Here is a 22,336-nt window from a genome sequence, read left to right as displayed (position 1 = left end):
TGCATGTTGCCAGTCGTTTTCCTCCTGCACCCACGGCCCGCGCGCATCGCGCCGCAGCGGCGGGCCGGATGATCAATACCTTCCGCTCGCTGGCCGGCTACAACTACCGGGTATGGGCCGGCGGCGCGCTGGTGTCCAACGTCGGCACCTGGATGCAGCGCACTGCCCAGGACTGGCTGGTGCTGACCGAGCTGACCAACAACAGCGCCACCGCGGTCGGCATTGTGATGTCGCTGCAGTTCGGCCCGTCGCTGCTGCTGCTGCCCCTGACCGGCTATGTTGCCGACCGCTACGACCGCCGCAAGGTCCTGCTGGCGACCCAGTGCGCCATGGGCCTGCTGGCGCTGGGCCTGGGCCTGCTGACGCTGCTGGGCGTGGCGCAGCTGTGGCAGGTTTATCTGTTCGCCTTCCTGCTCGGCTGCGTCAGCGCCTTCGACGCGCCGGCGCGCCAGACCTTCGTCTCCGAACTGGTGGGCGAAGAGCACCTGACCAATGCGGTCGCGCTGAACTCCACCTCCTTCAACGCCGCCCGCATGATAGGCCCGGCGGTGGCGGGCCTGCTGATCGCCTCGATCGGCACTGGCTGGGTGTTCGTGATCAATGCGCTGTCATATGTCGCGGTGCTGGGGTCGCTGGCCATGCTGCGGGTGGCCGAACTGCACTGGCGCGGGCGGGCGCCGCGCGCCGACGGCGGGCTGCTGGCGGGCCTGCGCTACGTGTGGAACCGGCCCGACCTGAAGACCGTGCTGTTCATGCTGTTCCTGCTGGGGACGTTCGGCCTGAACTTCCCGATCTTCATCTCGACCATGGCGGTGAATGCCTACCATGCCGGCGCCGGCCATTACGGCGTGCTCAGTTCGGCGATGGCGGTGGGATCGGTGGCCGGCGCGCTGTTTACCGCGTCGCGCGCCCAGCCTCACATTGCGCGGCTGGTCAATTCCTCGGCGCTGTTCGGCCTCGGCTGCGCGCTGGCCGCGCTGATGCCGAGCTTCCAGACCTTCGGCGCGATGCTGGTTCTGGTGGGGATTTCGGCGCAGACCTTCACCACCTCGACCAACAGCGTGGTGCAGCTCTCGACCGAGCCGGCCATGCGCGGCCGGGTGATGGCCATCCTGCTGGCGATCCTGATGGGCGCCACGCCGCTCGGCGCGCCGGCGGTGGGCTGGGTGGCCGACACCTTCGGCCCGCGCTGGGCGCTGGGCGTGGGCGCCGCATCCGGCATTGCCTCGGCCATCGTCGGTCTGCTGTACCGGCGCCGGGCGCGCGCGGCCAGGCGGTGAAAGGGCGGGGTCGGTTTTAATTGCTGGATTCGTAGCGCGGGGCCACAGGGTGGGGGTGCCGTTGCCGTTGCCGTTGCCGTTGCCGTTGCCGTTGCCGTTGCCGTTGCCGTTGCCGTTGCCGTTGCCGTTGCCGTTGCCGTTGCAGTGGCTTTTAAGTCCCGTTGAGCGCGCCGTGACGTCGGTGCGTGGAGCGGGAAAAGGTGCGGCGTCTGTCTGAGCCAAGCGCAGCTTGGCGAGTTTAGCCGCGCCCCGCTCCATGCATCGACGGCACGGGAACCCCGCGCAGCGGGGCGCGATCACCGGGTCGCCTTTTTTTGCCTACTTTTTTTGGCGAAGCAAAAAAAGTAGGTCGCCCGCCGGGGCGAACTCCCGGCCTGGGCATGACGACAGTGCAGTCGGCTTGTTTCACCCGGCGTAAAGACGTCACTGCGAAGCAGCAGTTGCTTTTGAAGTTTGAAGTTTGAAGTTTCAATACGAACGTCAAAGACAACACCGACAGTGCTGCCCGTGCCTTGCCGGGTGACGCAATGCGATTGCACTGCCGTGGAGACAAGCCGGGAGTCCGTCCCGGCGGCCGGGTTACTTTTTTGCTTCGCCAAAAAAGTAACCAAAAAAGGCGACCCGATGATCGCGCCCCCGCTGCGCGGGGGTTCCCGTGTCAGCGGTACCCGGAGCGGGGCGCGGCTAAACTCGCCAAGCTAAAGCTTGGCTCAGACAGACGCCGCACCTTTTCCCGCTCCGGGCACCGCTGACACGGCGCGCTCAACGGGACTTCACTGCAACGGCAACGGCAACGGCAACGGCAACGGCAACTGCAACTGCAACTGCAACTGCAACCGCCCCTGTACCTGCTTCCCAAGACCAGATCCGCCAACCGGATCACACTACTCCGCTATCTTCCCCGGAGCGACTTGACGCCTGGTCCTTCATCGGCGGTTCAGTGGAATGCCCCTCCAGGGTATCCCACCGACGCCGCGCCAACGCCGACAGGATGCGATGCTGCCGCAACCTGAAACCGGCCAGCCTGAACAGGCTCCAGCACCCCTACTCGTCGCCGCCCCTGAAGCGGCGCAGGCCCTTGAACAGCAGCGGCGCCAGCAGGGCGATCACTGCAATCGCGAGCAGGGTCGCCGACACCGGGTGCTTGAAGAACACCAGGTAGTCGCCCAGGCTGACCTGCAGCGCCCGGCGGAACTGGCTTTCCGCCATCGGACCGAGGATCAGGCCGACGATCATCGGCGCCACCGGATAGTCCCAGCAACGCATCAGGTAGCCGGTGACGCCAAATACCACCAGCATCGTCAGCTCCACCACCGAGGGGTTGGCCGCCAGCGTGCCCATGGCCGCGAACACCAGGATGCCGGCATACAGCCAGGCCTGCGGAATGGCCAGCAGCTTGACCCACAGGCCCACCAGCGGCAGGTTCAGCACCAGCAGCATCAGGTTGCCCACCAAAAAGCTGGCGATCAGGCCCCAGACCATCTCGGGATTGGTGGTGAAGAGCAGCGGTCCGGGCACCAGGCCGTACTGCTGGAAGCCGGCCAGCATCATGGCCGCGGTGGCCGAGGTCGGCAGGCCCAGCGCCAGGAGCGGCACCAGGGTGCCGGTGGCCGAGGCATTGTTGGCCGCCTCCGGGCCGGCCACGCCCTCGATGGCGCCGCGGCCGAACTGCTCGGGGTTTTTCGTCAGCCTGCGCTCAAGGGTGTAGGACAAGAGCGTCGGCACCTCGGCGCCGCCTGCAGGCAGCGCGCCGATCGGAAAGCCCAGGGCGGTGCCGCGCAGCCAGGCTTTCCAGGAAGCCTTCCAGTCCGCTTTCGTCATCCACAGCGAGCCGCTGACCGGCTCCACCCGCTCGGTCACGTTCTTAAAGCGGGACGCGACGTACAGCGCCTCGCCCATCGCAAACAGGCCGACCGCCAGCGTGGTGATCGAGATGCCGTCCATCAGCGCCGGCACGCCGAACGCCAGGCGCGCCTGGCCGGTCAGCTTGTCGATGCCGACCAGGCCGAGGAACAGGCCCAGCGCCAGGCTGGTCAGGCCGCGCAGCACCGAGGTGCCGAAGGTGGCCGACACGGTGACGAAGGCCACTACCATCAGCGCGAAGTAATCCCACGGTCCGAACTGCACCGCCAGGTCGACGATGGTCGGCGCCAGCAGCGCCAGCAGGAAGGTGGCGATGGTGCCGGCGACGAAGGAGCCGATGGCCGCGGTGGCTAGCGCCGGGCCAGCGCGGCCGGACAGCGCCATCTTGTAGCCTTCGATCGCGGTGGCGATCGAGGCCGCCTCGCCCGGCGTGTTGATCAGGATGGCGGTGGTGGAGCTGCCGTACATGCCGCCGAAGTAAATGCCGGCGAACATGATGATCGAGCCGGTCGGGTCGAGCCTGAAGGTCACCGGCAACAGCAGCGCCACCGTCAGCGACGGGCTGATGCCGGGCAGGATGCCAACCAGCGTGCCAAGCAGCACCCCGATGCCGGCAAAGAGCAGGTTGCCGGGCTGCAGCGCAATCCAGATGCCGTCGGCCAGAAGTGAAAGCGATTCCATGTCGGCTCCTTATCCCAGCAGCCGCTCGAGCGGACCCATCGGCAGCGACAGTCCGAGCGCCTTGGTGAAGAACAGGTACACCGCCGTGCTCAGCACCAGGCCGTAGACCGGCCCGAGCGACCTGAGCGAGCGGCCAAAGCCGCAGGCGGTGAAGGCGAACAGGATGGCCGACGACACGATGAAGCCGGCGCCGATCGACAGCGCGACGATCTGCAGCACCAGCCCGGCGAACACCCAGGCCAGCGAACCCGGATTGACCTTGTCTTCCGGGTCTTGCGCCTGCCGCTGCCCGGCCAGGCGCAGCGCCTGCACCAGGTGCGCCACGCCCAGGCCGGCCAGCAGCAGCGCGATCAGCTTCATCGCCGCCGACGGGCCGACGTTCGGCCCCATGCCGGACGCCACGCCAAGGGAATCGAACAGGGTCAGCCCGGCCAGGCCGAGCAGGATCGCGCCGACCACCAGCGGCGCCCGCCCGGCGGGCACCGAGCCATCGTTGCCGAGGCTCATTTCACCAGGCCGATCGAGGTCAGGATGTCCTTCACGCGGGTCTGGTCGGCCTTCATGAAGTCGGCGAACTGCTCAGGCGGCAGGTAGGCGTCGTCCCAGCCGCGCGCCTTCAGGATCTTGGTCCACTCGGGCGACTTGACCGTCTTTTCCACCGCCGCCGACAGGGCCTTGCGCTGCTCGGGCGTGATGCCGGGCGCCGCGACGATGCCGCGCCAGTTGACCAGTTCCACGTCCAGGCCCTGCTCCTTCAACGTCGGCACTTCCACGCCGGGGATGCGCTTGCCGGAGGCAATGGCCAGCGCGCGCAGCTTGCCCGACTTGATCATGCTTTCGAATTCGCCGTAGCCCGAAATGCCGGCCGCCACCCGACCGCCCAGCATTTCGGCCAGCGCTTCGCCGCCGCCCGAGAACGGCACGTAATTGAGCTTGCTGGCGTCGCCGCCGGCGGCCTTGGCCACCAGGCCGGCCAGGATATGGTCGGCGCCGCCGGCCGAACCGCCGGCCCAGACCACCTTGGACGTATCGGCCTTGATGGCCGCGGCCAGGTCCTTGATGCTCTTGTGCGGCGAACTGGCCGGCACCACCACCACCAGCGGGTCGGCGGTCAGGCGGGCGATCGGCGTGACGCTGTCCAGTCCTACCGGCGCCTTGTTGGTCAGCACCGCGCCCAGCATGGTGATGCCCATCACCATCATCTGGTTGCCGTCGCCCTTGGCGCCGTTGGCGAACTGCGCCAGGCCGACGGTGCCGCCGGCGCCCGGCACATTGACCACCTGCACGCTCTTGGCGGCGCCGGCCGCGACCATGGCCTGCTGCAGCGAGCGCGAGGCGCCGTCCCAGCCGCCGCCCGGCGCGGCCGGCGCGATGATCTTCAGTTCCATCGGCGCCTGCGCCATCACGGGCGCGGCGGCGGCGAACGCGGCGGCGATTGCCACGGCGCGGCCGGCACGGGCAAACAGGTGATTGATCGTGTACATGCAACATCTCCTCTTGAAAGCACCTGGTTTTTGCGGTGCGGATTTTTAATGAAGGATGGACCGGGCAGCCCGGCACGGACTGCCCGCATTGTCCGGCCGAACTGCCCTATCGCGGCCGGTGATCCATGCAAGCCTGCGCCTGCGGATATACGGCCTTTTCTGCCCGGCGAATTCGTAAGCCTTTCAGCACGACGTCCTGGCCGGACGATGGCACCCAGCATAGCTTATGGCTGGTATGCCAGCCGTTAAACGAACGGCGTTCACTAAAACACTAGTGCCGGATTGTTTTCTTTTTACAACATCATTCCGCGCCGGCCGGCGCCACCGAGGCGCCCTGTATGCCGTGCCGCTGCAGCGCCGCCGCCACGAAGCCGCTGGCCTTCTTTTCTTCGACGAAGGCGCGCAGGAAGTCCGCTGCCTTGGCGCCACGGCTTTTCGGCAGGCCCATCGCCTGGCGGATCACCATGAAGCGCTGGTCCAGCAGCCGCAGGCCGCCCGCTTTCGCGGCGTCGGCCTCCAGCTGCTGTTTGACGCCCGCGGCGACCTCGGCGCCTTCCTGCAGGAAGGTCTCGACCACCGCCGGCGAGGTGGGGGCGCGCACGATCTGCGCCTGGGCCAGGGTGCGGCTCAGGTACAGGTCATAGGCGCTGCCCTTGCCAACCACCACCCGGTTGCCGGCGCGGTCGACTTCGTCGTTGGTACGTAGCGGGGAATCGTCCTTCACCAGGTAATAGCCTTCGATCAGCACATAAGGCGCGGTGAACGCGATCTCTGCGCCGCGCAGCGGGTCGATGGCGAAGAAGCCGATGTCGGCCTGCTCGGCGGCCACCGCCTGCACCGACTTGCCAGCGGCGTCGAACACCACCAGTTCCAGTTCCACGCCCAGGGTGGTAGCCAGCTCCCCGGCCAGGTCGACCGAGACGCCGCCGGGCTGGCCGCCGGCACCGGTATTGGCAAGGATGGGATTGCCCAGGTTGATCGAGGCGCGCAGCTTGCCGGTGGGCGTGAAGGCGGCGCGGATGGCGGGAGTCAGGTTCATGGACGGTGCCTCTTGGTGGTGGGTTCAGGGTTGCAGGATGTTCTCGATGCGCGACAGCGACTGCATCGTATGGTCCAGGTGTTCGCGCAGGAAGGCCGCTGCCTCGGCATTGCGCCGCGCTTCCAGCAGGTCGAGCAGGTGCAGGTGCTGCCGGCAGTGCTCGGGATAGCGTTCGCGCTGGCGCATGGAGCGGTAGGACAGCAGCCGGCGCACGCGGTTGACGCGCCGGATGGCGTCGATGAAGAAGGCATTGCCGGAGGCGTCCACCAGGCTTTCGTGGAAGCGCACGCCGCGGTCGTGCAGCGCGTCGGCGCTGGCCGTCATGATGCCGCCGTCGAGCAGCTGGCGCTCGGTGGCGCGGCATTGTGCGAGCACGGCGGCGTCGAGGCGATAGCCCGGCTCCAGCAACGCGGCCGGCTCCAGCGCCAACCGCAGCCGGTAGGACTGCAGCAGGCTGTCGGGCGTGGTCAGCATCGACGAGAATGTCCAGCCATAGCCGGGCTTGCGCTCGGCCCAGCCTTCGCTGGCGATGCGGCCCAGCACCGCATTGAGCTGGGCGGCGGTGAGGCCGTAGCGCTTGCGCATCATCTGCTCGGAGAATTCCTGCGGCAATGCTCCCTTGAGCAGGTCGTCGGCAATCTGGAAATAGCTGCCGGTGACGATGTCGGCCTCGTCCAGGCCGAGTTTGCCGACGATCTCGGCCAGCGTCTCTTCGGTCAGCGGCCGGGCCAGGAAGTAGCCGCGGTTGGGCTGGCGCGTCAGCACGCCCTGCTGCGCCAGCGCCGCCAGCGCGGTATTGACAGGCTGGCGCGATACCCGCAGCCGGTCGGCCAGCATCTGTGCCGGCAAGTGTGTGCCGGCAGCCCATGCCTGTTCCCGGGCCAGTTCGACGATCTGGCGGGAGATGGCGGCTTCGGCGCTCATCCGACCACGGCCTTTTTAGCTGGCGCGTCGGACATTGCCTGGCGCAGGATGGTGGGAATCACGCCGCCGTTCTCCAGCAGCGCGCATTCCAGCCGCGTCTCGATCGCGGCCTGCGCCGCGAACGCCTGCACCTGGCCATCGGCACGGTGCAGGCGTACCGGCACGCTGCAGCGTGGAAGCAGCGTGCCGGCCTGGGCATTGATTTCCAGCCGGTCGCCCGGCTGCAGCCGCAGCGCGTCGGGATGCATGCCGGCCGGCAGCCGCAACGGCAGGATGCCCATGCCGATCAGGTTGGAGCGATGGATGCGCTCGAAGCTCAGCGCCAGCACTGCGCGCACGCCGAGCAGGCGCTGGCCCTTGGCCGCCCAGTCACGCGACGAGCCGGTGCCGTAGCGTTCGCCGGCCACCAGCACGACCGCGTCGCCGGCGTCGCGGTAACGCTGCGCGACCTCGAAGATGGGCGCCACCGCGCCGCTGGGCACATGAAGGGTATGGCCAACCGGCGCCGCCGGGCACAGCAGGTTGCGCAAGCTCTTGCTGTAGAACGCGGCGCGCAGCATCACTTCCCAGTTGCCGCGGCGCGAGGCGAACACATTGAGGTCATTGCGGTCGTCGCCGCGCGCCACCAGGAAGTCGGCCACGAAGCTGTCCTTCGGAATCGCGCTGGCCGGCGAGATATGGTCGGTGGTCACGTCGTCGCCCAGCACCAGCAGCGGATAGGCGAGGTAATGGCCAAGCTGGCTGCCCTCGCTGGCCGCCGCGAAGGGCGGGCGGCGCAGCGCGGTGGAGCCGGCATCCCAGGCAAACTGCGGCGCGCGCGGCGCTTCCAAGTCATGCCAGGCCGGGTTTTGGCTGGCCAGCGCGAAGGCGCGCCGGAAGTCCTGCGGCGCCACGCCGCGCCGCACATGCGCGTCGATGTCCTCCTGCGTCGGCCACAGGTCGCGCAGGTACACCGCCGTGCCGTTGGGCGTGACGTGCAGCGGCTCGCGGCTCAGGTCGATGTCGGCCCGGCCGGCCAGCGCGAACGCGATCACCAGCGGCGGCGACATCAGGAAGCCGAGTTCGAGATCGGGATGGATGCGGCCCGGAAAATTGCGGTTGCCCGACAACACCGCCACCGGCCTGGCCTGGCGCTGCGACAGCGCCTGCTGCACCGGCGCGGTCAGGGCGCCGGAATTGCCGATGCAGGTGGTGCAGCCATAGCCGACGATGTCAAAGCCCACCGCCGCCAGGTCGTCCAGCACGCCGGCCCGCTCCAGGTAGGCGGCGGCGGCCGGCGAGCCGGGGCCGAGCGAGGTCTTGACCCAGGCCGGCGTGCGCAGCCCGAGCGCGCGGGCGCGCCGCGCCAGCAGGCCAGCGGCGATCAGCAGGGCGGGGTCGGAAGTGTTGGTGCAGCTGGTGATGGCGGCGATCGCCACCGGATAGGCCGGCAGGCCGTCGCCGGCGGCTGCTGCGCCGCTGGCGGCCAGCGCGCGGCCGGTGTCGCCATAGTCCAGCAGGTCCTGCGGCCGGCGCGGGCCGGCTACGTGCATGCCGACCGCATCGAGGTCGATCTCCAGCATGCGGGTATAGCGCGGCGTGGCAGCCGGGTCGAACCACAGGCCGCTGCGGCGCGCATAGGCTTCCACCAGCGCCACGCTGGCGGCGTCGCGGCCGGTGGCGCGCAGATAGTCCAGGGTGCGGCCGTCGATCGGGAAATAAGCCGTGCTGGCGCCGTATTCCGGCGTCATGTTGGCCACCACGCTGCGCGCGCCGGCATCCAGCGTGGCCACGCCGGGGCCGAAGAATTCGACGAATTCGCCGGACACGCTCATCTCGCGCAGCCGCTGCGTCACTGTCAGGGCAAGGTCGGTGGCCAGTACGCCGGCGCGCAGCCGGCCGGCAAGGCGCACGCCGATCACGTCGGGAATGCGCAGCATGGTCGGCATGCCGAACATCACCGTCTGCGCCTCCAGGCCGCCCACGCCCCAGCCCAGCACGCCGATGCCATTGATCATCGGCGTATGGCTGTCGGTGCCGATCAGGGTGTCAGGCACCAGCCATGGCTGGCCGTCGCGCTGCTGCACCGTGACCACGGTGGCAAGCTGCTCCAGGTTGATGGTGTGCATGATGCCGGTGCCGGGCGGATGGATGCGCACGCCCTGCATCACCGTCGATGCCCATTTCAGGAAGCGGTAGCGCTCGCCGTTGCGGCGCATTTCCAGCTGCAGGTTCCGCTCGGCCGCGTCGCGCTGCGCAAAGAATTCCACCGCCAGCGAATGGTCGACCGAGATGTCCACCGGCAGGCCGGGATTGAGTTGGGCCGGGTCGCCGCCGGCTTCGGCCAGCGCGTCGCGCATGGCGGCGATATCGACCAGGGCCGGCGTGCTGGTGGTGTCATGCATCAGGAGGCGCCCTGGCTGGAAGGCAATCTCCGCCTCGCTGCTGCCGGTGTCCAGCCAGGCGAACATGGCCCGTACCGCCTCTTCACGCTCCGCGCCATCGGTATTGCGGACCAGGTTTTCCAGCAGGATGCGCAGCACCACAGGCAGGGCGGCATGGCGCGCGCCGGACAGGGCCGGCAAATCCGCCATCAGGTAGGTCGAGCCGCCGTGGCTGAGAGTGGCAGGAGCGAAAGAGGACAGGTTTTCCATGCCGCATATTTGCATAAGTACGCATAAAAATGCAATCTGAAATTTCTAATCCCGGTTGATTATTCGTGAATATGGAATTCTGAATTGTCTCTAGCGCTGTTTATTGCAGGCGGAAGGGTGAGTACACTGTGTCCATCGATGAACGCACCAGCAAGTGCGGATCACCGAAGCAGGACCCGACGGGCAGACCCGCTTCATGAATGCCTTGACCGCCGTGCCCGCTTCCTCAACCTTTATTTGGAGAACACCATGAACGTCAAGAACCTCATCGCCGCAGTTGCCGTCTTCGCCGCCGCCGGTTCGGCCTTTGCCCAGCAGACCGAATTCGTTGCCCCGGACGCCGGCTTCCAGTCCCGCCTGACCCGCGCCGAAGTGCGCCAGGACCTGGCCCAGGCCGCCTCGGAAGGCGCGATCGTCCAGCGCCAGCATGACGGCCAGGACACGGTCTACGCCGCCAGCAGCCGCAGCCGCCAGGACGTGCGCGCCGAAGCCATCCAGGCCGCTTCCAACCGCCACTACGGCGATGTGAACGACACCTACTTCGGCGGCTAAGCAGCAGTCAGTACGCTGTGAAGCAGCATCCGGCCGCGCCCTGCAGGGCGGCCGGACCGAAACAGCAGCAAACAACAAAAGCCGGCGCACGCACGCCGGCTTTTGCCGTTTCATGGGGCTTGAATAAGCAGTTGGCGCGCACCCATGAAAATCAATCCGTGACGCACCTTTTTCTGCGTTGCGGTAGAACAGTAGGGAGGTAGGCCCGGGCCGACGATGGATCGCTTCGACTCAAAGAGTTAGCTGATGACTACTCTGGACGAACCCACGCAATACTTGCTGCGCATGATTTCCTGAGAGGCCGCGTGTATCTCAGGCCGTGCATCTCAGGCCGCAGAGCGCTGCGCCGCGAGTGCACAGGACGAGTCGAGGCACAACTGTTCGAAGCGCACAGCCTGCAAGGTAATAGCCGTTCCCTGGCGAGACACGGACTCTGGGCGCTGCACTCCAGGGCTTCGTTGACTGAGGAAGCCGGAAGATTGGCGGGAATGACATGGCTACGCAGTTCCTCTCCCATATCGATCTCATCAGGTGCAGAAAGGTAGCGATTCGCTTTTTTGCCACTTTAATGCATAAATTATAGAGGTATTGGCCTATAATTTTGCAACTATAATGTATAAATTACTTGTAGGTCTCCAGGGCGATCATGAAATGCACGTTTGAAATCTGGCTGCACGGTCAGTGGAAAGAGTGCTGCACGGTTGAAGTACGGGACCCTGGCTTGGGGGGAATGGGTTCCTCCATGCTGGACTACGACATAGAGTATGCCTTTAGCGAAACTGCTCCAGTATCCCTGCGTTTTCCTGTAAGTGCCAAGGTGGAGCAGCTTTCACGCTGGCCCTCTTTCCTGTTCGACCTGGTCCCACAAGGCAAGGGGCGGCATTATCTGCTGGGAGAACTAAAACTTGGAAACGGCATTGCTGCCGACTGGCCCCTGCTTTGCGCAGGAGCTTTTAATCCCATAGGCCGGCTCCGGGTAAAAGAAGCGGTTGATTTTTATAAAGCCCACGTTGAGCGCCTCAGCGGCGTTGACGTCGCCCAGGGATTTAGTACTGATGCAATTCTGGAACGTAGCGAAGAATTCATCGAGCATCTGCACAGGCACAGCATGCTTTCTGCGGGAACGCCTGGCGTCCAGGGCGTGGCCCCGAAATTTTTGCTTACCAAGGGCATGGACGGACTCTGGTACGCCGACGGCGTGCTTCCGGACGAACAGGCTCAAAAGCACTATCTCGTAAAGCTGCCACGCGGCAAACATGCTTCTGATATCAAAATTCTGCAAAATGAAGCAGCTTTCATGCGCGTAGCGAAGGAAGTTGGCATTCTCGTTCACGAAATGCCGGAACTGCAGGATGACATGCTATTCATTCCACGGTTCGACAGAAAAGCAGGCGGCGGGCGTGTAGAGCGACTGCACCAGGAAAGCGCTGCTTCCCTGATGGGTCAGATTGGCTTTGACGCCATCCCTGCCCAAAATGAAGTACTGGCGGCGCTTCGGAAATACACCACCAATCCGACAGAGACCACCGTGGAGTTTCTAAAGCGTGATGTGCTTAATATCGCAATGGGAAATACGGACAACCATGCGCGCAATACGGCCGTGCAAATTGTTGATGGCCGGGTTCAGCTAACCCCCTTGTTTGACTTCGCGCCGATGAACCTGGATAGAGAGGGTATTGCGCGCACGCTTCGTTGGAAACGGGACGATAGGACTGAAATTGCCAACTGGGTCGACGTTCTCCAGTTCCTTGAATTCGACCAGGTTGAACTTGGGCAAATAGGCGCTGAACTGTTCGCCTTCGAAGGGGAGTTGGAAAAACTGCCCGACGTGATGCGGGCCCAGGGCGTGGACGACGACATCATTAGCCAGCGTTATCACGCCATCCAGGGACAACGGGAGCAGTTACGCGAACTTGGCAGCAGGGGCTAGTATGGACAAGCGAAAAAAGCCGGTGCCGAAGGAAGTTTCCCGCGCTGCACGCAAGCAGTTTTATGAGGAGGTCGCTGCAGGCACTCTATCGTTGCAGGAAGCCGTTAAAAAAATGCGCGCAATCTCGGGACTAACTCAACCTGAATTCGCAAAGCATCGTGGCGTCAATGTAAGACTCATCCGTGACCTTGAGGCGGGAACCGCAAATCCCACGCTTAAGTCCCTGAATCAGATAGCAGAGATATTTGCGCTGGAAGTCGCGTTCCGGCCAAAAGTGGCCAGCAGCGAAAGCAAGTGAGCAGCAGCAAGCAACGAAGGCGACCCTGAAAAGGCCTCGCACGGAATGTTGGCGCCCTTCGTCCCTTGGTAAAGTCCGGATCGCGCGCCCAATCAACAAGTCCCCGGGTCGCTGGCCCAAAAAGGGATGGGGCGATCGCTATTCATGCTTCCATGCAGCGGCAAACAATCGCATCGCCATCCCTGGTCCAGCGCAGCGACGCCCTTTTCACCCGCGTGCAATCACCAGCAGGCCCGCCACGATCAGCCCCGCGCCCAGCAGCTTGGCCAGCGTGACGGTTTCATGCAGCACCCAGAACGACAGCAGCAGCGCGATAACGACGCTGCCCTTGTCGATCAGGGCGACGGTCGAGACGTCGCCCAGCTTGATCGCCTTGTAATAGAAAACCCAGGAACCGGCGGTGGTCACTGCCGACACCGCCAGCCAGAACACGTTTTTCGCATTAAGCGACTGCAGTTCCGCGGCCGGCACGACGGCGCCGGCAAACAGCAGCACGAACACGAAGACGAAGCAGGTGCGCACGGCCAGGCCCAGGTCGCCCGAGATGCCCGACAGGCCGAGCTTGGCGATCACGGAGGTGAAGCCTGCAAAGGCCATCGAGATGAATGCATAGAGGAGCCATCGGTCCATGTTGCCGGTTTCCTTGTGGTTGGGTTGGAGCACTGCATATCCGCAGCATGGCAGATGGCGCCACTTGTGACTTACCCAGCCGCAAGCGCCCAGAGCCTGTTATGGATCTCGGAAGGTGTCTGGGAGCTGTCAGAACTGGCCAGATGCAAGACGCGGCGACGAGGCAGTAACGCGTTACGGCGAGGAGCCGCAACGCCGCAGATGGCCAGTTATGGCGGCTTCCAGGCACCGTCCTGAGGTTCATAACAGGCTCTAGTAAGTCAGCCCGACTGAAAAGCGGTTCTGGCTGACGCTGCCGAAGTTGGCATAGGGATCATGGGCGATCCGGATGAAGGTATGCCGATGGGTATAGGTAAGGGTCAGCCCGTGTCCGCGCACCAGCATGCCATCATCCGCCACGCCGCGCTTGTAGGTGCCGTCCAGTGAGAGCCGGTCACCATCGGTCAGGTTCAGATGCGCATACAGATGGGTGATGCGTTGCCCGGTGCCCAGCCGGTCGTCCCGGACCTGATAGAGGGCGAGTTCGGTGTGCGCAATCGCGCCGGTGCCCGCGCCCAGGGTGATTGCATCGTTCGGGTCGAAATTGAGGTTGTAGTAATTGTGCAGGTTGGTGCGGCCTAGTCCGGCGATCAGGTAGAACGGATCGCCGACCCGCAGCGTGGCCGAGCCGCCGACGAAGCCGCCGCTTGCCGCCTGGGCCGACCACACCACCTGCCCGGCCGGGAAGACCTGGGTGTATTCATAGCCCGAACGCAGCTGGCGCTGGCCTTCCCGGGCCAGGTACTGGCCCGCCCACAGGGAATGCGGACCGCGGTTGGCGCGCAGGTTCAGGTCCCAGGCGTGATTGCCGTCGGCGGACTGGTACCAGGAAGGCGTGAACTTGATGGCCAGGTCGCTGTCGCCGCACCATGCCGGCGCTGCAATGCAGGGCGACAGGCAGGCGGCAAGACGCAATATGGCGATGCGGGAAAGGAGCGGCGCGTGCCTCATCGATGTGGCGGACAAAAAGCGGCATCTTAGCGTGGATCGCCATCACGGGCTGCGCTCCCGCATGGTGGCAGGCCGGGCAGCTGACATTCACGGCAGTGATATGGAGTATTGGCAATAGGAATTTCCACACTTGCCCGGCCGCCGGTATAGTCCTCCCTGTCTCCTCCACCCTCCCAAAGGATGGATTTACCCGCTCCCTGTGAGCGGGTTTTTTTTGCCCGGACGATCCACGCCCCGTATCGTCGCCGGCCAGCCAATCGGCCGCGATTGGCTAGAATGACGGCTCACCCAATATTCAGGAGACGCCGTGCGCATCAAAACCCTTCCCGCCCTGCTGGCCCTGGCCCTGTCGGCCGCCGTCCATGCCAACGTCCAGGCCGCCGAAGCAAACCAGCCGCTGCTGCAGGCAGCCCGCCAGGCCGAGCCGGCGGTGATCGACAGCCTGAAGGACATGGTCATGATCGAATCCGGCAGCAGCGACGCGGCCGGGCTGGCGAAGATGGCCGACTACACCGAGGCCAGGCTGAAGGCGCTGGGCGCGACCACCGAGCGGCGGCGCGGCAGCACCGGGCCGGGCAGCATCGTCGTCGGCACCTTCAGCGGCAGCGGCAGCAAGCGGCTGATGCTGATGGCCCACATGGACACGGTGTACCCGGCCGGCACGCTGGCCACCCAGCCATACAAGGTGGAAGGCCGCCGCATCTATGGCCCCGGCATCGCCGACGACAAGGGCGGCATCGCCGTCATCCTGCATGCGCTGCAGCTGCTGAAAGACGCCGGCTGGCGCGACTACGGCAAGGTGACCGTGCTGTTCAATGCCGACGAGGAGATCGGCTCGGTCGGCTCGGGCGAGATGATTGCCGCGCTGGGCGCGGAGCATGACTACGTGCTGTCGGCCGAGCCGACCCAGGTCAGCAAGGAAGCCATCCTGCTCGGCGCCTCCGGCACCGGCACCGTCACGCTGCAGGTGCAGGGCCGCTCCTCGCATGCGGGCGCGGCGCCGGACGCGGGACGCAATGCCCTGATCGAACTGTCGCACCAGCTGGTGCAGACCCGCGACGTGGCCAAGTCCGTCCCCGGCACCCAGCTCAACTGGACCATGTCGCAGTCAGGCAAGGTGCGCAACCAGATTCCCGAATTGGCGATGGCCACCGGCGACATGCGCCTGACGGTGCCGGACGGCTTCGAGAAGCTGGAAGCGGCGCTGAAGGAAAAGGTGCAGAACCGGCTGGTGCCGGACACGCAGACCACGATCAGCATCGAGCGCGGCCGTCCGCCCTTCGTCGCCAGCGCCACCGCGCGCGAGGTGGCCAAGAAGGCGCAGGACATCTACGGCGAGATGGAGCGCAAGCTGAACCTGGTCGACATGACCGGCGGCGCCACCGATGCCGGCTTTGCGTCCCGGTCCGGCAAGGCGGTGGTGCTGGAGAGCTTCGGCCTGGCCGGCGCCGGCTACCATGCGCGCGATGAATACATCGACGCCGACAGCATCGTGCCGCGGCTGTACCTGATGGCGCGCATGATGCAGGAAGTCGGCCGCGGGCAGTAACAGCAGGCGGCTGTCCCGCCTGCGCGCCGGCCGGCGTCAGTCGGCGTGCAGGCTCCAGATCGCATGCATGTCCAGCAGCAGCCGGGCCTGCGCTTCCAGCGCATCGATCTGCGCCTGCTCGGCGGCCGACAGCGCGTCCAGCGCCTGCCGCCGCGCCAGCAGCGTGTCCGACAGCGGCGACTCGCCCAGTTCATAGGCGCGCAGCACCAGCGCGGCATTGCTGCCGGACTGGCGGCCGATGTCGGCCAACTGGCGCCACAGCGTCTGCGTGCCGTCGGCCCGCAATGCGGCGGCCAGCGCGTCGGCTTCCACCTTCAGCCGCACCGCGCGCGCATTCTCCAGCGCGACGCTGGCCCGGCCCTGGCTGGCCACGATCTGTTCCCGCCGTGCCTGGCCCGGTATCGGGATCGACACCGTCACCGAGAACAGCCGCTCCTGGTGGTCGCGTTCCTGCGCATAGCGCAGGCCCAGCGTCGGGTCGGGCGTGCGCTCCAGCGCCGCCCGCTCGGCGCTCGCCCGGCCAAGCGCGGCCTCGGCGTCGGCCAGCTCGATTTCATGGTTGTCTTCCAGGATCGTGCGCCGCCACAGCGCGGCGTCGCCGTCCGGCAGCGCCGGCGCCGGCAGGCCGTCCGGCAGCACCGGCTCCAGCCCGGGGTAGCTCACCGCCAGGCTGGCCGCCAGCAGGTCGCGCCGCTGCGCCGCCTGCAGGAAGGCCGCCTCGGCGCGGTTGCGCTCGGTATCGGCCAGCATCATTTCCATGCGCGGCGCATCGCCGGCCGCCACCCGCCTGCGCACGATGTCGGCCTGCTGGCCCAGCAGCGCCACATGCTGCTGCAGGCGCCGCGCCGCCTGCGCCTCGCGCACCCACTCGAACCAGCGCCGCAGCAGGGTGCGCGCGGCTTCATGCCAGGCGTCGGCCAGCCGCGCCTCGGAGATCGACACGCCCTGCCGGCCCAGCTCGGCATCCTTGTCGGCCTTGCCCATCCAGCGCAGCGGCCGCTCCAGCGCGACCTCGTTCTCGCGATAACGCGGCCCGCTGGCCTCGTTGCGCCGCTGGGCGCTGGCCTTGACCGACCATTCATAGGGCCCTGCCGCCAGCCGGCGGCTGTTGGCCTGTTCCACTTCGATGCCGGCCTGCGCGGCCGTCACCTGCGGCTGGCGTTCCAGCAGCCGGGTGACCAGCTGCGGCGGCGGCAACAGCGGCGGATAGGCCGCGCCGGCAACCCCGGCGGCCAGCGCCGGCACGGCGGCAGAAAGCGCCATGCAGAACAAAACCGATTTCATCCTGACCTTCCATAAGCAGTAAGCGGCACGGTCCACCAGGACAGCGCGGGCGTGGGAAACTGATGCCGCACGCTGGCAAGCAGGGCATCGACCTGCTGCGCCTGCATCGGCATCGTGACCAGCGCCAGGCGCGCCCGGCCGCGCACCTTTTCCATCGCGGTGACCAGGTTCGCGCCCTGGCCCATGCCGTCCTGGTGGGCCACCATCAGGCTATCGGCCCATTCCGGATGCGCGGCCAGGTGCTCCAGCAGCGCATCCTCGATGCTGGCCGGGACCACCAGCGTAAGCAGGCAATCGCGCATCGCCGTCATGCCGTCCTCCCGCGTCCGAAGCGCTTGAACAAGAGCGGCAGCAGCACCAGCGTCAGCAGGGTGGAGCTGAGCAGCCCGCCGATCACCACGATGGCCAGCGGCCGCTGGATTTCCGAGCCGGGGCCGGTGGCCAGCAGCAGCGGAATCAGGCCGAAACCGGTGATGCTGGCCGTCATCAGCACCGGCCGCAGCCGTCGCCGCGCGCCTTCGGTGATCACCGCCAGCGTGTCCATGCCGCGCGCGGCGAGCTGGTTGAAATAGCTGATCATCACCAGCCCGTTGAGCACCGCGATGCCCATCAGCGCGATGAAGCCGACCGAGGCCGGCACCGACAGGTATTCGCCGGTGACGGCCAGCGCCAGCACGCCGCCGATCAGCGCAAACGGGATGTTGACGAACACCAGCGCGGCCTGGCGCAGCGAGCCGAAGGTGGTAAACAGCAGCAGGAAGATCAGCGCCAGCGCCACCGGCACCACCACCATCAGCCGGCTGGCCGCGCGCTGCTGGTTCTCGAACTGGCCGCCCCAGGCGACGCGGTAGCCGGTCGGAAGCTTGACGTCGCGCGCCACCGCCGCCTGCGCCTCGGCGACGAAGCCGACCAGGTCGCGCCCATGCACATTGGCCCGCACCACCACCATGCGCGAACCGTTCTCGCGCTCCACCCGCACCGGACCGTCCACCGTCTTCAAGCGCGCCAGGTAGGACAGCGGCACCGCCTGGCCGTCGGCCAATGGCAAGCGCAGGTTCTGGAACAGCTCGGGCGACATGCGCAGCGCCTGCTCGCCGCGCACCATCAGCGGCAACCGCCGCCCTTCCTCGACCACGATGCCGGCCTGGCGCCCTTCCACCAGCGCCCGCAGGTCGTTCTGCACCTGGTCCACCGTCAGGCCGAAGCGGCCGGCTGCCATGCGGTCGAATTCCACCTGCAGGTACTGCAGGCCGGTGTTGCTGACCGTGAGCACGTCCTGGCTGCCGGGGATCGCTTCGAGCAGCGTCACCACCTGCGCCGCCAGCCGGCCCAGCTGCGCCAGGTCGGCGCCATAGATCTTCACCGCCAGGTCGCCGCGCACGCCCGACAGCATTTCCGAGGTGCGCATCTCGATCGGCTGGGTAAAGCTGAAATTCATGCCGGCAAAACCGGCCACGGCTTCCCGCAGGCGGTCCTGCAGCACTTCCTTGTCGGGACTGCGCCACTGGTCGCGCGGCTTGAGCACCAGGAAGGTGTCGGTCTCGTTCAGGCCCATCGGGTCCAGGCCCAGCTCGTCGGCGCCGGCACGGGCGACGATGCTGCTGACCTCGGGCACATTGGCCAGTATCTGGCGCTGCACCGCCAGGTCGATGTCGGCCGACGCGGTCAGGTTGATCGACGGCGCCTTCTCCACCTGCATGATGATGTCGCCCTCGTCCAGCGTCGGCATGAAGGACTTGCCGAGCAGGCCGAACAGCAGCGCCGCGCCCGCCAGGCCAGCCAGCGCCAGGCCATAGACCAGTCGCTCGCTGCGCAGCGACCAGGCCAGCAAGGGCGCATAGCCGCGTTCCAGCCAGCGTACCAGCCGCGGCTGCACATGGCTGCCGTTGCGCAGGAAAAACGAGCTCAGTACCGGGATCACGGTCAGCGACAGCAGCAGCGAGGCCGACAGCGCAAACACGATGGTCAGCGCCACCGGCGCAAACAGCTTGCCTTCCAGGCCCTGCAGCGTCATCAGCGGCAGGAACACCATCATGATCACCAGCATGCCGGCCGCCACTGGCGCCGCCACTTCGCGGGCCGCGCGGTAGACCAGGTGCAGCCGCTCGCGCGGCGCGCCTTCCGCCGGCTCGGCCATGTGGGCCTCGATGTTTTCCACCACCACCACCGCCGCATCGACCAGCATGCCGATCGCAATCGCGAGCCCCCCCAGCGACATCAGGTTGGCCGACAGGTTGAAGTAGTGCATCAGCACGAAGGTGGCCAGCGCCGACAGCGGCAGGATGGTCGCCACCACCAGCGCCGCGCGCAGATTGCCCAGGAACAGGAACAGCAGCACCATCACCAGCACCACCGCCTCGGCCAGCGCCTTGGCCACCGTGTTGACCGCCCGGTCGACCAGCGCGCCGCGGTCATAGAAGGGGCGGATGGTCGCGCCGGCCGGCAGGTTCTTCTCGATCTCGGCGACCTTGGCGCGCACCTGGGCCACCACCTCGCGCGCATTGGCGCCGCGCAGGCCCAGCACCAGGCCTTCCACCGCTTCCCGCTTGCCGTCGATGGTGACGACGCCGTAGCGGGTCAGGCTGCCCACGCGGACGGTGGCCACGTCGGCCACCCGCACCGGCACGCCGCCGCGCTCGGCAATGGCCAGCGCCTTCACGTCGTCGGGCGTGCGGATGCTGCCGTCGGCCCGCACCACCAGCGCTTCCTCGTGTTCCGACAGGCGGCCGGCGCCGTCGTTGCGGTTGTTCGCTTCCAGCGTGGCCTGCAGCTGCGCCAGCGACAGGCCGCGCGCGGCCAGCGCGGCGATATCGGGCACCACCTCGAAGCTCTTGACCAGGCCGCCCAGCGCATTCATGTCGGCCACGCCCGGAATGGCGCGCAGCTGCGGCCGCACCACCCAGTCGAGCAGGGTGCGCTTCTGCTCCAGCGACAGGTCGCCTTCGATGGTGAACATGAACATCTCGCCCAGCGGCGTGGTGATGGGCGCCAGGCCGCCGACGGCGCCGGGCGGCAGGTCGCGCATCGCATTGCCCAGCCGCTCGGCCACCTGCTGGCGCGCCCAGTAGATGTCGGCGCTGTCCTCGAAGTCGAGCGTGATGTCGGCGATGGCGTACTTCGACTGCGAGCGCAGCAGCCGCTGGCCCGGTATGCCCAGCAGTTCCTGCTCGATCGGCGCGGTGATGCGGGTTTCCACTTCCTCCGGCGTCATGCCGGGCGCCTTCATGATGACCTTGACCTGGGTCGAGGAGACGTCCGGATAGGCATCGATCGGCAGCACCCGCAGCGCCATCACGCCGGCGCCGACCAGCATCACGGTCAGCACCATCACCAGCAGGCGCTGCGACAATGCCAGGGCAAGCAGGCGGTCCAGCATCACTTGCCCTCGCCCTGTGCGCCCAACCCCATCCACATGCCCTTCAGCGCGACCATGCCCTGCACCGCCACCTCGCTGCCGGGCTTGAGGCCGGCGCGCACCACGCTGCGCTCGGCGCCGCGCGAAAGCACGGTGACCCGCACCGGCCGCACGCCGTCGGCTTCACGCAGCATCAGGTAGTCGCCGGCATCCATGCGCAAGAGCGCCGCGCTCGGCACGGACAGGCCGCCGCGCTCGCCGCGGGTGCTGACCACGGCATCGATGTACTGGTTGGGCCGCAGGCATTGCCCGGCCTGCGGCAGTTGCGCGCGCACCAGCACCGCCTGGCTGGCCGCATTGACCTGCGGACTGATCGCGCTGACCTTGCCGGCGCGCTGGCAGCCATCGACCTCCACCTTGTCGCCCGGCTGGATGCGGTCGGCCTGGGCGCGGGTAGCCTGGAGTTCCAGCGCCAGTTCACCGGCCCGGGCCAGCTTGGCCAGCGGCGCGCCGGCCTCGACCTGCTGGCCCGGCATGGCCAGCAGTTCCAGCACGATGCCTGCCTGCCGCGCCGCCACCGGCATGGTGGCCGACAGCGCCTGCTTCGAGGCCAGCGCGCGCAGTCCGGCCTCGTTCATGCCGGCTATGCGCAGCAGCTGCGCCCGCTCCTGCGCCGCCACCCGCGCCTGCACCTGCGCATTGCGGGCATCCTGCAGCCGGCTCAGCGCAATGATGCCCTCGCGGTGCAGCGCCTCGTCGCGCGCCAGCTTGTCGGCGGCCAGCCGTTCCTGGGTGGCCAGCTGCACATAGTCACGCTGCCATTCCAAGAACTGCGGGCTGAACAGCCGCGCCAGCACGGCGCCGGCCGCCACCGCCTGCATTGGCGCCGCCGCCACCTCCTGCACCACGCCGGCGGCCGGCGCGCTGACCACCTCCATCGCCTGCACCGGGAACACCACGCTGCCAGCCAGGCGCAGCGCCTCGCCGGCAGCGCCGGCCTCCTCGACGCGGCCGTAGACGATGCCGGCGGCGCCGGACTGCGCAGGGCTGAGCTTGATCAGCGGCGCCTCCTGTGCCGGCGCGCCGGCAGCGGCGAGACAAAGACAGAAGAGGGCCAGCGTTTGGCGTGGGGTCATGGGTGAAGGCGGCGGAAAAGGCGTTGATGGTCGGGTCGGTTGGATCGCGCTGGAAAGGCCAGCTTGTCGGCCTGCGGGAGTCGGGGCGCAGCCAGCGCCAGCGTGGCCATGAACACATGGCCGGACGCGCCGGCGGGCGCCGCCCTTTGCGGCAACAGTGCGGCATTGTATTCGGGAATCATGACCCCCATCAATGCCGCCTCCCGGACAGACCGGCACACTGTGAGCTTGATCAATTATTTATAGCGAATTCATCGTGTACAACGCTTCACAGAAAGACAGGTATTCCCGCTACACCCGGATCAGGCGTTCCCATGTGCTGATGCGGGCGGGCCTGATCGGCGCCCTGCTGGTTCCCGCCCTGCTGTACTTCACGGCCGGCTAGAGGCCGTCACGCGCTTCGGCCTGGGCGTTGCCGGCGCCGGCCGGATGCGCGCAGTACGAAGGCATTGACTTTCCAGCCAGGGCGCACCGCACCTGCGGCAACGAAGCAGTAACCGGTATCGGCGAGGCGCTGCAGCGCCCCGGATGGCCGCTCATGGCGCTCTCCAGGCACAGTTCTGAAATCCACAGCAAGCTCCAGCGCACCGGCACGGCCGGCGCGCTTCCTTCGCCATGCGCGAAGCATTATGCTGATGCGATCGGACGCGCGGCGCGGCGGCACCAGCCGCGCCGCTGCGCCATCCCGGCAACCACCCACTGGAGGAC

Annotated in this window: 18 protein-coding genes; 6 read left to right on the top strand and 12 right to left on the bottom strand. The window is 67.0% G+C overall.

Translation table 11 applies throughout. The features are described 5' to 3' along the window. The first annotated feature begins 68 nt into the window (after positions 1 to 68). Positions 69 to 1,280, top strand: a complete 1,212-nt coding sequence (locus ABC383_RS20610) for an MFS transporter (RefSeq protein ID WP_413016743.1) — start codon at positions 69 to 71, stop codon at positions 1,278 to 1,280. 1,044 nt (positions 1,281 to 2,324) lie between these two features. Here the strand turns inward: ABC383_RS20610 and ABC383_RS20605 are convergent. The 6 genes from ABC383_RS20605 to acnA all read right to left on the bottom strand — a co-directional run bounded on the left by ABC383_RS20605 (position 2,325) and on the right by acnA (position 9,904). Then, positions 2,325 to 3,824, bottom strand: coding sequence for a tripartite tricarboxylate transporter permease (locus ABC383_RS20605; protein WP_413016741.1), 1,500 nt, complete (start codon positions 3,822 to 3,824; stop codon positions 2,325 to 2,327). Positions 3,825 to 3,833: 9 nt separating this feature from the next. After that, entirely contained in the window at positions 3,834 to 4,331 is a 498-nt protein-coding gene (locus ABC383_RS20600; RefSeq protein WP_413016739.1) for a tripartite tricarboxylate transporter TctB family protein, read from the bottom strand. Further along, positions 4,328 to 5,308, bottom strand: coding sequence for a tripartite tricarboxylate transporter substrate binding protein (locus ABC383_RS20595; RefSeq protein ID WP_413016737.1), 981 nt, complete (start codon positions 5,306 to 5,308; stop codon positions 4,328 to 4,330). The genes ABC383_RS20600 and ABC383_RS20595 overlap by 4 nt, the downstream gene beginning before the upstream one ends. Positions 5,309 to 5,609: 301 nt before the next feature. Beyond that, positions 5,610 to 6,347: an ABC transporter substrate-binding protein gene (locus tag ABC383_RS20590; protein WP_413016735.1), complete on the bottom strand. Its 738-nt coding sequence runs from the start codon at positions 6,345 to 6,347 to the stop codon at positions 5,610 to 5,612. A gap of 24 nt (positions 6,348 to 6,371) precedes the next feature. Then, positions 6,372 to 7,271 carry a GntR family transcriptional regulator gene (locus ABC383_RS20585; RefSeq protein WP_413016733.1) on the bottom strand — a complete coding sequence of 300 codons (900 nt, stop codon included), beginning with the start codon at positions 7,269 to 7,271 and terminating at the stop codon, positions 6,372 to 6,374. Then, positions 7,268 to 9,904 (bottom strand): aconitate hydratase AcnA, encoded by a 2,637-nt coding sequence (acnA, locus tag ABC383_RS20580; RefSeq protein WP_413016731.1) that lies wholly within the window; start codon positions 9,902 to 9,904, stop codon positions 7,268 to 7,270. The genes ABC383_RS20585 and acnA overlap by 4 nt, the downstream gene beginning before the upstream one ends. Before the next feature lie 249 nt (positions 9,905 to 10,153). Here acnA and ABC383_RS20575 point away from each other — a divergent pair, with 249 nt between their 5' ends. From ABC383_RS20575 to ABC383_RS20565, 3 genes are all read left to right on the top strand, one after another. Then, positions 10,154 to 10,456 carry a DUF4148 domain-containing protein gene (locus ABC383_RS20575; RefSeq protein ID WP_413016730.1) on the top strand — a complete coding sequence of 101 codons (303 nt, stop codon included), beginning with the start codon at positions 10,154 to 10,156 and terminating at the stop codon, positions 10,454 to 10,456. Between the two features lie 742 nt (positions 10,457 to 11,198). Continuing rightward, the gene (locus ABC383_RS20570; protein WP_413016728.1) at positions 11,199 to 12,386 is read left to right on the top strand and encodes a type II toxin-antitoxin system HipA family toxin; all 1,188 of its coding nucleotides are present in this window, start codon (positions 11,199 to 11,201) and stop codon (positions 12,384 to 12,386) included. Position 12,387: 1 nt separating this feature from the next. Continuing rightward, the gene (locus ABC383_RS20565; protein ID WP_413016726.1) at positions 12,388 to 12,684 is read left to right on the top strand and encodes a helix-turn-helix domain-containing protein; all 297 of its coding nucleotides are present in this window, start codon (positions 12,388 to 12,390) and stop codon (positions 12,682 to 12,684) included. A 207-nt stretch (positions 12,685 to 12,891) separates the two neighbouring features. On the opposite strand, the gene ABC383_RS20560 is transcribed toward ABC383_RS20565, so the two are convergent. Next, positions 12,892 to 13,314: an EamA family transporter gene (locus tag ABC383_RS20560; RefSeq protein WP_413016724.1), complete on the bottom strand. Its 423-nt coding sequence runs from the start codon at positions 13,312 to 13,314 to the stop codon at positions 12,892 to 12,894. A 252-nt stretch (positions 13,315 to 13,566) separates the two neighbouring features. Next, on the bottom strand, positions 13,567 to 14,304 hold the full coding sequence (locus tag ABC383_RS20555; RefSeq protein ID WP_413016722.1) for a hypothetical protein: 738 nt from the start codon (positions 14,302 to 14,304) through the stop codon (positions 13,567 to 13,569). A 307-nt stretch (positions 14,305 to 14,611) separates the two neighbouring features. Here ABC383_RS20555 and ABC383_RS20550 point away from each other — a divergent pair, with 307 nt between their 5' ends. Beyond that, a complete protein-coding gene (locus ABC383_RS20550; RefSeq protein ID WP_413016720.1) occupies positions 14,612 to 15,853 on the top strand; it encodes a M20/M25/M40 family metallo-hydrolase in 1,242 nt (413 codons plus the stop codon). 36 nt (positions 15,854 to 15,889) lie between these two features. On the opposite strand, the gene ABC383_RS20545 is transcribed toward ABC383_RS20550, so the two are convergent. The 4 genes from ABC383_RS20545 to ABC383_RS20530 are packed head-to-tail and all read right to left on the bottom strand — an operon-like array spanning position 15,890 to position 21,628. After that, positions 15,890 to 17,137: a TolC family protein gene (locus ABC383_RS20545; RefSeq protein ID WP_413016718.1), complete on the bottom strand. Its 1,248-nt coding sequence runs from the start codon at positions 17,135 to 17,137 to the stop codon at positions 15,890 to 15,892. After that, entirely contained in the window at positions 17,134 to 17,448 is a 315-nt protein-coding gene (locus tag ABC383_RS20540; RefSeq protein ID WP_413016716.1) for a DUF3240 family protein, read from the bottom strand. Before ABC383_RS20540 ends, ABC383_RS20545 begins: the two co-directional genes overlap by 4 nt. After that, positions 17,445 to 20,513, bottom strand: coding sequence for an efflux RND transporter permease subunit (locus ABC383_RS20535; RefSeq protein WP_413017381.1), 3,069 nt, complete (start codon positions 20,511 to 20,513; stop codon positions 17,445 to 17,447). Before ABC383_RS20535 ends, ABC383_RS20540 begins: the two co-directional genes overlap by 4 nt. After that, the gene (locus ABC383_RS20530) at positions 20,513 to 21,628 is read right to left on the bottom strand and encodes an efflux RND transporter periplasmic adaptor subunit (RefSeq protein WP_413016714.1); all 1,116 of its coding nucleotides are present in this window, start codon (positions 21,626 to 21,628) and stop codon (positions 20,513 to 20,515) included. Before ABC383_RS20530 ends, ABC383_RS20535 begins: the two co-directional genes overlap by 1 nt. Positions 21,629 to 21,884: 256 nt before the next feature. Between ABC383_RS20530 and ABC383_RS20525 the strand changes: the two genes are divergently transcribed. Then, entirely contained in the window at positions 21,885 to 22,013 is a 129-nt protein-coding gene (locus ABC383_RS20525; protein WP_413016712.1) for a hypothetical protein, read from the top strand. Positions 22,014 to 22,336: the final 323 nt, after the last annotated feature.

Source organism: Noviherbaspirillum phoenicis, from assembly GCF_047237965.1.
Taxonomy (GTDB): Bacteria; Pseudomonadota; Gammaproteobacteria; order Burkholderiales; family Burkholderiaceae_D; genus Noviherbaspirillum_A.
Note: the sequence above shows the minus strand (reverse complement) of the source record. Positions and strands in the feature narration are given on the sequence as shown.